This is a genomic window from Pelomonas caseinilytica (assembly GCF_021353235.1).
Taxonomy (GTDB): Bacteria; Pseudomonadota; Gammaproteobacteria; order Burkholderiales; family Burkholderiaceae_C; genus Pelomonas; species Pelomonas caseinilytica.
In genome coordinates, this window is record NZ_JAJTWT010000004.1 from 20,635 (window position 1) to 31,628 (window position 10,994).

Here is a 10,994-nt window from a genome sequence, read left to right on the forward strand (position 1 = left end):
GCATGATCCAGTCCTTCAGGTGCCGCGACACGCAAGTCTTGTTCGAAGGCAAGCCACCGCGGCGCTTCAAGGCCTTCGCCGAAGTGGCTGAGCGCAAACTGACCCAGCTGGACGCGGCGCAGACGCTGGACTTCCTCAAGGCACCGCCCGGCAATCGCCTGGAGGCCCTGAAGGGGGACCGGCAGGGGCAGCACAGCATCCGCATCAACGATCAATGGCGCGTGTGCTTCCGCTGGACGACCGCCGGCCCCCAGGACGTCGAGATCGTGGACTACCACTGAAGGATCCCAGATGAACCGTCCCGTCAACCGCATGCGCCCGGTGCACCCGGGCGAAGTCCTGCGCGAGGACTATCTCGCGCCGCTCGGCTTGAGCGTCAATGCGCTGGCCGTCGCCCTGGGCGTGCCCGCCACGCGCATCCACGAAATCGTCAAGGAGCGCCGTTCGGTGACGGCCGACACCGCCGCCCGGCTCGCCAGGTATTTCGGCGGCGACGCCGCGTCGTGGCTGGTGCTGCAGGCGAACTACGACCTCAAGACGCTGCCGACGCTGGGCGACATCCAGCGGGACGTGCCGCGGCGCGACGCCTTGGCGGCCTGAGGCATGACCGAACCGGCCCTCCGCGCCTCCCAGCACCTCACCGGGACACTCAATGTCTGAACGCCTCGACTCCTGGCTCGCCGATCATTTCGACGACGAAGTCCGCTTCCTGCAGGCCCTCGTCCGCGTGCCCACCGACACCCCGCCCGGCAACAACGCGCCGCATGCCTATCGCACGGCCGAGCTGCTGGCGGAGCTGGGCCTGACGGTGGAGAAGCACACCGTCCCCGCGGCCGAGGTGCATGCCGCCGGGCTGCAGTCCATCACCAACCTCATCGTCCGCCACCGCTTCAGCGACGACGGCCCGACCATCGCACTGAACGCCCATGGCGACGTGGTGCCGCCCGGCGAAGGTTGGACGCACGATCCCTACGGCGCCGAGATCGCCGACGGCCGGCTCTACGGCCGCGCGGCGGCGGTGAGCAAGAGCGACTTCGCCACCTACACCTTCGCGCTGCTGGCCCTCAAGAACTCGGGCCTGCCGCTGAAGGGCGCGGTCGAGCTGCACTTCACCTACGACGAGGAGTTCGGCGGCGAACTCGGGCCCGGCTGGCTGCTGGCCCACGGCCTGACCAAGCCGGACTACCTCATCGCCGCCGGCTTCAGCTACCAGGTCGTCACCGCGCACAACGGCTGCCTGCAGATGGAAGTCACCCTGCACGGCCTGGCCTCGCACGCCGCCTACCCGGAGACGGGCGTCGACGCGCTGCAGGCGGCCAACCGGCTGCTGACGGCGCTGTACGCGCACAACGAGGTGCTCAAGGCACGCCGCTCCGAGGTGCCAGGCATCACGCATCCCTACCTCAACGTCGGCCGCATCGACGGCGGCAGCAACACCAATGTCGTGCCTGGCAAGGTCGTGATCAAGCTCGACCGCCGCATGATCCCCGAGGAAGACCCCGCCGCCGTCGAAGCCGAGGTGCGCGACCTCATCGAGCGGACCGTGGCCGCCTGCCCGGGCATCCGGCTCGAGATCAAGCGCCTGCTGCTGGCCCGTTCGATGAAGCCCCTGCCCGAAGCCGCACCCCTGGTGGCCGCGCTGCAGCGCCATGCCCGCGAGGTCTTCGGCGAGCCCGTGCCCACGTCCGGCACGCCGCTCTATACCGACGTCAGGCTCTACACCGCCCGCGGCATCCCCGCCGCCATCTACGGCGCCGGGCCGCGCACGGTGCTGGAGAGCAACGCCAAGCGGGCCGACGAGCACCTGGTGCTGGACGACCTGAAGCGCGCCACCCGGGTGGTCGCCGCGGCACTGGTTGATCTACTGCAAGCCTGAAGCCGGCCGCGCCTGCCTAGAATCCGCGCCATGCATCGCCTGCCGATCACGCACCGCACCGCCCGCCGCTCGGCGTGGTGGCTGGTGGCCGTGTTCCTGCTGGGCGTGCTGGCGCCGGGACTGAGCGCAGCCCTGGCCCATGCGCGCGGCGGCGATGCGGCCTGGCAGGACGTCTGCCGGGCGCCCTCGGCGACCCGGGCCGCCGAGCCCGCACCCATCGAGGCCGCGCTGGACCTGCTGGCCCACGGCCACTGCCCGGCCTGCCACATCCATCACGCCGACCTGGCTGGCCCGCCCGCGGCGCCCCAGGCTCTGCTGCGCAGCGACCTCGCCACCGAGGCGCCCGAGCGCTTCTGGACCGCCCCGGTCACCGCCCACGCCTGGCGTCCCGCCAGCGCGCGCGCCCCACCGCGCTGATCTGAGTCCCCGCCGAGCCGTGGCCTGCGGGCCCGGCACTTGCCGTCGCCCGTGCGCGCGACGGTGCGACTCCGATCACCGCTTCCATGAACAAAACTGCCCTTGCACGCGCGGCCGTGACCTGCGCCGTGCTGCACCTGCTGGCGCCGCCCGCGCTGGCCTGCGACGACTGCGACTGCGACGACGCCCCGGCCGAAGCGCCCGCCGCCCCGCCCCACCACAAGCTGGCCCTGGTCCGCGTCCAGGCCGCCGCGCCGACCTCCCTGCCCACCAACATCCCGACGACCCGCGAGACCGTCACGCGCGAGGACATCGAGCGCACCGTCAACGCCACCGATGCCGAGGATGCGCTCAAGTACCTGCCCAGCCTGCTGGTGCGCAAGCGCTACATCGGCGACTACAACCACGCCATCCTCTCCAGCCGCGCCTCCGGCACCGGCAACAGCGCGCGCTCGGCCGTCTACGCCGACGGCATCCTGCTGTCCAACTATCTCGGCAACGGCGTGGGCGGCCTGAGCTTCCCGCCGCGCTGGGGGCTGGTCACGCCGGAGGAGATCGAGCGCGTCGACGTCATGTACGGCCCCTTCTCCGCCGCCTACCCGGGCAATTCGGCGGGTGCGGTGGTGGACTACGTGACGCGCATGCCCACCCGCTTCGAGGCCCACGCCAAGCTCGGCTTCGTGACCCAGCCCTTCGAGCTCTACGGCACCAAGGCCACCTACCGCGCCTGGCAGGCCAGCGCCTCGCTGGGCGACCGGTCGGGCGCCTTCAGCTGGTGGCTCGGCCTCAACCGCACCGACAGCGACGGCCAGCCCCTCACCTACGCCAACCGCCTGGCCGCCACCGGCACGGCGCCCACCAACGGCCGGCCGGTGACCGGCGCCGTCCTGGTGCCCAACAGCAGCGGCCAGCCCTGGTACATGCTGGGCTCGGCCACGCAATACGCCACCCGGCAGGACCACCTCAAGCTCAAGCTCGCCTACGACCTGACGCCCACTCTGCGGGCCAGCTACGTGCTGGGCGCCTGGCGCAACGAGGCCGACGGCCACTCCGAGAGCTGGTTGCGCGACGCCGCCGGCAATGCCGTCTACTCGGGCACCGTCAGCATCGACGGCCGCCAGTTCGCCGCGCTCAACGGCGGCGACTTTCCGCTGACCCACGAGAAGCTGCTGCACCTGATGCACGGCCTGTCGGTGAAGAGCCACGGCGGCGGTGAATGGGACTGGGAGCTGGCCGCCAGCCTCTACGACTACCGCAAGGACGACAAGCGCCAGAACGCGGCCGGCAACCCCCAGCCCGGTGCCCGCACGGGCGGCGCCGGCACCCTGGCCGACGGCAGCGGCACGGGCTGGCACACGCTGACGCTCAAGGGCGTCTGGCGCCCCGCCGGCAGCGGCCACGTCGTGGACCTCGGCCTGCAGCAGGACACCTACCAGCTGCGCTACCTGACCTCCAGCATCGGCGGCAACTACCTGGCCGACGGCCCCGGCGCGCTGGCCGGCAACGTGCGCGGCGACACGCGGCTGCAGGCCGCCTACGTACAGGACGCCTGGCTGCCCGCCGAGGACTGGAAGGCCGTGCTGGGCCTGCGCGCCGAGCACTGGCAGGCCCGCAACGGCCACACCGACTTCTCGGCCACGGCCGGGCAGGACTACGCCGCGCGCAGCGGCAACTACCTGTCGCCCAAGGCGGCCCTCTCGTGGCAGGCCGCGCAGGACTGGGTGCTCAAGGCCTCGGTCGGCCGCGCGGTGCGCATGCCCACGGTGTCGGAGCTCTACGGCGCCACGTCGACGACGAACTCGCAGTACGTCAACGACCCCGGCCTCAGGCCCGAGAAGTCCTGGACCGGCGAGCTGAGCGCCCAGGGCGCCGCCGGCCCCTTCCAGTCGCGGCTGACGCTGTTCGCCGAAGACACGCACGACTCGCTGTACTCGCAGACCGTCTTCGACGCCGCCGCCAACAAGAACATCAGCCGCGTGCAGAACGTCGACCGCATCGCCACCCGCGGCCTCGAAGCCACGCTGGGCGCGGCCGACTGGCTGGCCCCCGGCCTGGACCTCTCGGCCAGCCTCACCTACACCGACTCGCGGATCAAGGCCAACGCCGGCTTCGTCGCGACGCCGGGCGACACCCTCGACAAGTGGCAGCCCAACATCCCGCGCTGGCGCGCCACCGCCACGGCCGCCTGGCGGCTGGACGAGCACTGGAGCGCCAGCCTCGCCGCGCGCTACAGCGGGCGCCAGTTCCGCACGCTCAACAACGCCGACGTGAACGGCTTTGCCTACATGGGCGTGAGCCGTTATGCCACGGCCGACCTGCGCCTGCTCTGGAAGATCGACCGGCAGTGGAGCACCGCCTTTGGCATCGACAACCTGAACAACGACAAGTACTGGAACTTCCACCCCTACCCGCAGCGCAGCTACGCGGCGGAGCTGAAGTTCGACCTCTGAGGAAACACGCCATGAAGACCTCCCCGCTCCTCTCCGCGGCCCTTGCCTCCCTCACCGCCCTCCTCACCGCCGGCGCGGCCCGCGCCCACGTCGTGCTCGACCAGCCCGCCGCCCCCGCGGGCAGCAGCTACCGCGCGAGCTTTCGGATCGGCCACGGCTGCGACGGCGCCGCCACCCGTGTGGTCGTCGTCACCCTGCCCGAGGGACTTCGCGGCGCCAAGCCCATGCCCAAGCCGGGCTGGACGCTGACGACGACGCGCCGCCCGCTGGCCGTGCCCTACGACAGCCACGGCAAGACCATCGCCGACGAACTCGCCGAGGTGCGCTGGACGGCCAACACGCCGGCCGACCAGCTGCAGGACGACTGGTTCGACGAGTTCGTGCTGCGCGCCGTGCTGCCCGCCGAGCCGGGCGAACTCTGGTTCTCCGTGCGCCAACTCTGCACCCGCGGCGAATGGAACTGGGCCGAGCGCCCCAGCGCCGAGACCCCCAAGCCCCGTGCCCCCGCCGTCAAGCTGACCGTGCAACCGGCCGTCGCCGGCGACAAGCCCCACCACTGACATGCACGACCAGAACTTCCCCCGCGCGGGCCTGCGGGCCGCCGCGCCCATCAGCCTCGCCTGCCTCCTCGCCTGCCTCCCCGCCGTGCCCGCCTCGGCCCAGGTGCTTGCCGCCACGCTGGAGCGCGTCTCGGTCAGCGGCACGGCCGCCGGCCTGGCCGCGCCCGCCGGCAGCCCCTCGCGCCTCGGGCTGAGCCTGCAGCAGACGCCGGCCAGCGTCACCGTCATCGACCGCGAGGCCCTGGAGGCGCGCGGCGCCGCCAACACCCAGGACCTGCTCAAGGGCGTGCCCGGCGTCGTCTTCGCCGACCCGCCGGGCTCGGCCGGCAGCGTCTACTACCGCGGCTTCGGCGCCAGCTCGCTGGCCCAGCTCTACAACGGCATCAGCGTGCAGTACGACGCCATCGCCGCGCGGCCGGTGGACAGCTGGATCATCGAGCGCCTGGAAGCCATCGGCGGGCCGTCCAGCTTCCTCAACGGCTCGGGCGCCGTCGGCGGCACGATCAACGTCGTCACCAAGGTGGCCGACACCAGCGGCGACCTGGCGCGCCTGGTCGTCGGCCTGGGCGACCGCGCCCAGCTCGCCGGCAGCTGGCAGCGCGGCCTGGGCGATGGCGGCCAGGTGCTGCGCGTGGAGCTCAACCGCACCGAGGGCGCGCTCTGGACGCAAGGCCGCGACCGCAGCGCCTGGCAGGCCAGCGCCTCCTGGCGCGCGCCGCTGGCGCCGGGCCTGGTGCACACGCTGGCCCTGGAGCGCCAGCACGAGCGCGTGACCCAGCCCTACTGGGGCACGCCCATGCTGCGGTCCGCGGACGGCAGCGTCAGCGGCGCACTGCGCTTCGACCCCGGCACCTACGGCATCAACTACAACGTCGTCGATGGCCGCTACGAGCAGGACGTGGACTGGGCTCGCTCCATCACCGAGTGGACGCCGTCGCCCGGCACGCGCGTGAGCCACACCCTCTACCACTACGGCGCGCTGCGCGACTACGACAACGTCGAGTCCTACGCCTTCAAGGCGGGCAACACCCGGGTCGAGCGCTCCAGCGCCCTGCTGCAGCGCCACGACCAGCGCGTCAGCGGCAGCCGGCTGGAGGTCAGCCAGGCCGCGAGCATCGCCGGCCGGCGCTCGGACTTCGCCTTCGGCTGGGACTGGAGCTTCAACCAGCAGACGCGCTTCCCGCTGTCGGTGGCCGGCCCCTTCGACCTCACCGACCCCTACGCGCCGCGCGACACCTACTTCCTGCAGACGCCCGGCATCACGCGCACCTACACGCCCGGCGCGACGAACCTGCTGCGCAGCTTCGCCCTCTTCGCCGAGAACCGCACCGAGCTGGGCGGCGGCTGGGCGGTGGTAAGCGCGCTGCGGGCCGACCGCATTGCGCTGGACGTGCGCAACCACCGCGCCGCCAGCGCCAGCAACCCGGCGCTGTTCAACACCCGCTTCTCGCCGCTGACCGGCCGGCTCGGGCTGGTGAAGGACCTGAGCGCCGACTGGCAGGTCTATGCCCAGGCCAGCACCGCGGCCGACCCGCCCGCCGGCGTGCTCGCCACCGCCGGCTTCTCGGCCCTGCGCGACTTCGACCTCACGCGCGGCCAGCAGGTCGAGCTCGGCAGCAAGCTCGGCTTCGACCGCGGTCGCGGCTGGGCGACGCTGGCCGTCTACGACATCAAGCGCCGCCATCTCGCCATCACCGATCCCAACGACCGCACCCAGGTCATCCCGGTCGGTGCCCAGAGCAGCCGCGGCGTGGAGCTGAACGCGCACTGGCGGGCGAGTGCGCAGTGGACGCTCGCGGCCCAGGCCAGCGCCACGCGGGCGCGCTACGACGACTTCGTCGAGGTCGTCGGCAGCGCCACCGTGTCGCGCGCCGGCAACCGGCCGGCCAACGTGCCGGTGGTGGTGGCCGGCGCCAGCGCCGACTGGCGGCCCAACGAGGCCCTGGTGCTCGGCGCCGACTGGCGCTACGTGGGCCAGCGCTATGCCAACACCGCCAACACGGTCTGGGACGGCGCCTACCAGCTGCTCGGCCTGAACGCCACGCTGCGCATCACGCCGCAGCTCAGCGCACGGCTGCGGGTGGACAACCTGACCGACCGGCGCTACGTCGCCAGCCTCAGCACCAGCCTGCCCTACCTCGGCGCGCCCCGCAGCTTCAGCGGGGCCCTGGACTGGCGGTTCTGAGCATGCGCCGCGCCCTCTACCTGCTGCACCGCTGGGCCGGCATCGCCCTCGGGCTGGTGATGGCCCTGTGGTTCCTGTCGGGCATGGTGATGCTCTACGTCGGCTACCCCAAGCTGACGCCGGCCGAGCAGATGCAGGGCCTGCCCGTGCTGCGTGCCGGGCCGGGTTGCTGCGTGCCGCTGGCCGACGCCCTTGCGGCCTCGGGCCTGCGCCAGCCCGCGCAGTGGCGGCTGCTGCAGGTCGCCGGGCAGCCGCGCTACGTCTTCGGCGACGGCCGCCGGCTCGCCGTCGCGGTGGATGCCGTGAGCGGCCGGCGCGTGACGGCCGTCGACCGCGACGCCGCCGTGGTCGAGGCCAGCGCCTTCGCCGGCGGCCTGCCGGCCCGCTGGCTGGGACTGGCGGACGAGGACGCTTGGACCCATTCGCGCGCCCTCGACCCGCACCGCCCGCTGCACCGCGTGGCCGTGGACGACGCGGCCGGCCGCTGGCTCTACGTCAGCAGCCGCACCGGCGAGGTGGTGCGCGACGCCACCGCCGCCGAGCGCCGCTGGGGCTGGCTCGGCGCCTGGCTGCACTGGCTCTATCCGCTGCGCGGCGGCGCCCTCGACGCCTGGTGGGCCGACATCGTCATCGGCCTGGCCGTGGCCGGCAGCGCGCTGGCCCTCAGCGGCCTGGTCGCCGGCCTGTGGCGCTGGCGCTTCCAGGGCCGCTACAAGAGCGGCTCGCGCTCGCCCTACCGCGGCGGCCTGATGCGCTGGCACCACCTCGTCGGCCTGGCCGGCGGCACGCTGGCGCTCACCTGGGTCGTCAGCGGCCTGTTCTCCATGAACCCCTGGAAGGTCTTCGAGGCCGCCGGGCCGCGCGCCGACCGCCAGGCCTTCGCCGGCGGGCCGCTGCGCGCCGACGACGCCCCCGAGGCCCGCCGCGTGCTGCAGCGCCTGGCGGCCGACGGCTGGCAGCCGCGGCTGCTGGAATGGCGCCGCGTGGCCGGCCGGCCCGTCGTGCTCGTGCAGGCCGTAGGCGACAGCTTCCTGGCCGACGCCGAGGGCCGACGCCTGCCACCGCTGGACGAATCCACGCTGGCCGCCGCCGCCGCGCGCATGCTGCCGGGCGCGCGCATCGCCGAGCGCCAGTGGCTGCACGGGTATGACGCCCACTACTACGCCCGCGAACCCCACACCATGGGCGGCCAACGCGAGCGCCCCCTGCCGGCGCTGCGCCTGCGCTTCGACGACGCCGCCGCGCACGAGGCCGTCATCGACCCCGCCACGGGTACCCTCGTGCAGCTGAGCACACGGCCGCAGCGCGCGCAGCGCTGGCTGTTCGCCTTCCTGCACAGCTTCGACCTGCCCCGCTTCCTCGACGCCCGGCCCGCCTGGGATGCCTGGATGCTGGGCTTCAGCCTGGCCGGCCTGGCCCTGTCCGCCACCGGCGTGGTGATGGGCTGGCGCCGGCTGCGCGGCCGGCCGCGGCGCCGCGCCGTCCTTCCGTTCCAATCCCCACAGGAGACTTCATGAAACACTCCCTCGCCCTCCTCCTCGCCAGCCTGGCCCTGGCCGCATCGGCCCAGGCACAAACCGTCGCCACCGACGCCTGGGTGCGCGCCACCGTACCGGGCCAGACGGCCACGGGCCTGTTCGTGCAGCTGACCTCGCCCACCAAGGCCCGCCTGGTGGGCGGCCGTTCGCCCGTGGCCGCCTCGGTGGAAGTCCACGAGATGAGCATGCAGGACGGCGTCATGCGCATGCGTGCCGTGCCCACGCTGGAGCTGCCGGCCGGCCAGCCGGTGATGCTCAAGCCCGGCAGCTACCACGTCATGCTGATGGGCCTGAAGGGCACGGTGAAGGCCGGCGACACGGTGCCGGTGACGCTGACCGTCGAGCGCGACGGCGCAGCCCCCGAGACGCTGCAGCTGCAGGCCCCCGTCCGCACGCTGGCGCCGACTCCGGGCCATGCGCATTGAGCGGGAAAAAGCCGGGGCGACCCGGCTTGATCGCGGCTTCGTTCACGCTCGCGAGCCCCGATGATTCAGCCCGTCACCAGTGCACGGCCCCCGGCAACGCTGCGGCCCCTGGCGAGGCGGAACGCGACCCGCCCGCGACCATGAAAGCATCAACTTTCGGCCAGCCCGCGTCACCCTCCCGTGTCGCACCGACGGCCGCCTGCGCTGTGATCCACGCCGCAGCCCAACGCCCCTCGCGGGTGCGTCCCGGGCGGCGTGGAGCGCCCTTGCGCCCCGAACCGCTCCGCCGGTTCGGGGCCTTCCTTTGCCCGCCTCCACCGGCCCGCTGACCATGCACGCCGGCCGCCGCCCCTGGCGCTTCACGACCTGGCTGGCCATCGCCGCCTTCGTGGCGGCGGCGCTCGCGCCCGCCCTGTCCCACGCCGTCGCCCTCTACCGCGGCGCGAGCTGGGCCGACATCTGCAGCGCCTCGGCGCAGCGCCCGGCCCCGGGCGACGACACCATCCCGCTGACCCAGGCCTTCGAGCATTGCGGCTACTGCACGCTACACCTGCCCTCGCTCGACCTCCCGCCGCCCCCGGCCCTGGCCGCCGCCCCGGCGCACGGCGTGGCCGCGCCTCGCCCGCCCCGGCCACACGCCCCGCCGTCGCCGCCCTGGCTCCGCGCCCTCCCCCGCGGGCCACCGCGCGGCTGATGCCGGCGGCCGGTGGCCGCCTTCGACTCCCCATGTTCCGTCCGCGCCCGGCGCACCGAATGGTGCCCCGGCGTGGCACCCCATTTCGACTCCACGAGAACCCACATGAAGCACTTCGCATTTGCCGCCGCGCTGCTCGCGGCCTTCGGTACCGCCCCGGCCCACGCCACCACCTACACCGTCACCACGACGTGGCTCGAGCCCCAGACGCAGCCCAAGAACACCGTCTTCCAGGGCAGCTTCCTCTACGACGAGGCCACGCACACCGTCTCCGGGCTGCAGGGCCTGCTGAGCGAGTCCATGACCGGCATGAACGCCGCCTCGATGGTGTGGCTGCCGCTGAACTACCAGCTGCAGAGCTGGCATGACGCGTCGCTCGGCGGCACCTTCGCGGCCGTCTTCAAGAACGGCACCACGGCCACGTTCTGCTCGACCGCGATGTGCGGCAGCCCGACGGACGACTGGTCGCCCCAGACGGGCTTGGCCGTCGGCGGCATCTACGCCGGCTTCCCGGTCGCCCGCAACAACGCCGGCAATGCCTACGCGCTGATCTTCGTGCCCGACAACCCGACCGCCGCCCTCACGCAGGCGCAGGTCGACAAGCTGGCCTATGCCGACTGCACGCCCACGGCACCGGGCGGAATGATGATGGGCGGCGGCATGATGGGCGCGGTGTGCATGACCGGCACCAGCCTCGCGGGCTACGGCGCGGTCGGCACCATGGACGGCTACCCGGTGTCGCAGACCATCGCGGCCGCCGTGCCCGAGCCCGACAGCTACGCCCTGCTCCTGGCCGGCCTGGGCCTGATGGGGGCCCTGGTGCGGCGCCGCCAACGCGAGGCCTGAGCG

The 10,994-nt window shown here is 73.2% G+C and carries 11 protein-coding genes; all 11 read left to right on the forward strand.

Annotated elements, in window-relative coordinates; all coding sequences use genetic code 11:
- Positions 1-2: 2 nt before the first annotated feature.
- The 11 genes from LXT12_RS10710 to LXT12_RS10760 all read left to right on the forward strand — a co-directional run bounded on the left by LXT12_RS10710 (position 3) and on the right by LXT12_RS10760 (position 10,991).
- Positions 3-281, forward strand: a complete 279-nt coding sequence (locus tag LXT12_RS10710) for a type II toxin-antitoxin system RelE/ParE family toxin (protein WP_233391851.1) — start codon at positions 3-5, stop codon at positions 279-281.
- A gap of 10 nt (positions 282-291) precedes the next feature.
- Positions 292-600, forward strand: a complete 309-nt coding sequence (locus tag LXT12_RS10715; RefSeq protein ID WP_233391853.1) for a HigA family addiction module antitoxin — start codon at positions 292-294, stop codon at positions 598-600.
- A gap of 52 nt (positions 601-652) precedes the next feature.
- The gene (locus tag LXT12_RS10720; RefSeq protein ID WP_233391855.1) at positions 653-1,876 is read left to right on the forward strand and encodes a M20/M25/M40 family metallo-hydrolase; all 1,224 of its coding nucleotides are present in this window, start codon (positions 653-655) and stop codon (positions 1,874-1,876) included.
- 30 nt (positions 1,877-1,906) lie between these two features.
- The gene (locus LXT12_RS10725) at positions 1,907-2,293 is read left to right on the forward strand and encodes a DUF2946 family protein (protein WP_233391858.1); all 387 of its coding nucleotides are present in this window, start codon (positions 1,907-1,909) and stop codon (positions 2,291-2,293) included.
- 86 nt (positions 2,294-2,379) lie between these two features.
- A complete protein-coding gene (locus LXT12_RS10730; RefSeq protein WP_233391859.1) occupies positions 2,380-4,743 on the forward strand; it encodes a TonB-dependent receptor in 2,364 nt (787 codons plus the stop codon).
- Positions 4,744-4,754: 11 nt separating this feature from the next.
- Positions 4,755-5,303: a YcnI family copper-binding membrane protein gene (locus LXT12_RS10735; protein WP_233391861.1), complete on the forward strand. Its 549-nt coding sequence runs from the start codon at positions 4,755-4,757 to the stop codon at positions 5,301-5,303.
- Between the two features lies 1 nt (position 5,304).
- On the forward strand, positions 5,305-7,488 hold the full coding sequence (locus LXT12_RS10740) for a TonB-dependent receptor (RefSeq protein WP_233391863.1): 2,184 nt from the start codon (positions 5,305-5,307) through the stop codon (positions 7,486-7,488).
- Positions 7,489-7,490: 2 nt separating this feature from the next.
- A complete protein-coding gene (locus LXT12_RS10745) occupies positions 7,491-9,005 on the forward strand; it encodes a PepSY domain-containing protein (RefSeq protein WP_233391865.1) in 1,515 nt (504 codons plus the stop codon).
- Positions 9,002-9,451, forward strand: a complete 450-nt coding sequence (locus tag LXT12_RS10750) for a copper chaperone PCu(A)C (RefSeq protein WP_233391867.1) — start codon at positions 9,002-9,004, stop codon at positions 9,449-9,451. The genes LXT12_RS10745 and LXT12_RS10750 overlap by 4 nt, the downstream gene beginning before the upstream one ends.
- Positions 9,452-9,755: 304 nt before the next feature.
- Positions 9,756-10,145, forward strand: coding sequence for a DUF2946 family protein (locus LXT12_RS10755; protein ID WP_233391869.1), 390 nt, complete (start codon positions 9,756-9,758; stop codon positions 10,143-10,145).
- Between the two features lie 105 nt (positions 10,146-10,250).
- Positions 10,251-10,991, forward strand: a complete 741-nt coding sequence (locus LXT12_RS10760; RefSeq protein WP_233391872.1) for a PEP-CTERM sorting domain-containing protein — start codon at positions 10,251-10,253, stop codon at positions 10,989-10,991.
- Positions 10,992-10,994: the final 3 nt, after the last annotated feature.

What these genes read in the sequence shown, in the direction of transcription:
- LXT12_RS10710 (WP_233391851.1), top strand. Translation starts at nt 3, where the DNA reads ATGATCCAGTCCTTCAGGTGCCGCGACACGCAAGTCTTGTTCGAAGGC.
- LXT12_RS10715 (WP_233391853.1), top strand. Translation starts at nt 292, where the DNA reads ATGAACCGTCCCGTCAACCGCATGCGCCCGGTGCACCCGGGCGAAGTC.
- LXT12_RS10720 (WP_233391855.1), top strand. Translation starts at nt 653, where the DNA reads ATGTCTGAACGCCTCGACTCCTGGCTCGCCGATCATTTCGACGACGAA.
- LXT12_RS10725 (WP_233391858.1), top strand. Translation starts at nt 1,907, where the DNA reads ATGCATCGCCTGCCGATCACGCACCGCACCGCCCGCCGCTCGGCGTGG.
- LXT12_RS10730 (WP_233391859.1), top strand. Translation starts at nt 2,380, where the DNA reads ATGAACAAAACTGCCCTTGCACGCGCGGCCGTGACCTGCGCCGTGCTG.
- LXT12_RS10735 (WP_233391861.1), top strand. Translation starts at nt 4,755, where the DNA reads ATGAAGACCTCCCCGCTCCTCTCCGCGGCCCTTGCCTCCCTCACCGCC.
- LXT12_RS10740 (WP_233391863.1), top strand. Translation starts at nt 5,305, where the DNA reads ATGCACGACCAGAACTTCCCCCGCGCGGGCCTGCGGGCCGCCGCGCCC.
- LXT12_RS10745 (WP_233391865.1), top strand. Translation starts at nt 7,491, where the DNA reads ATGCGCCGCGCCCTCTACCTGCTGCACCGCTGGGCCGGCATCGCCCTC.
- LXT12_RS10750 (WP_233391867.1), top strand. Translation starts at nt 9,002, where the DNA reads ATGAAACACTCCCTCGCCCTCCTCCTCGCCAGCCTGGCCCTGGCCGCA.
- LXT12_RS10760 (WP_233391872.1), top strand. Translation starts at nt 10,251, where the DNA reads ATGAAGCACTTCGCATTTGCCGCCGCGCTGCTCGCGGCCTTCGGTACC.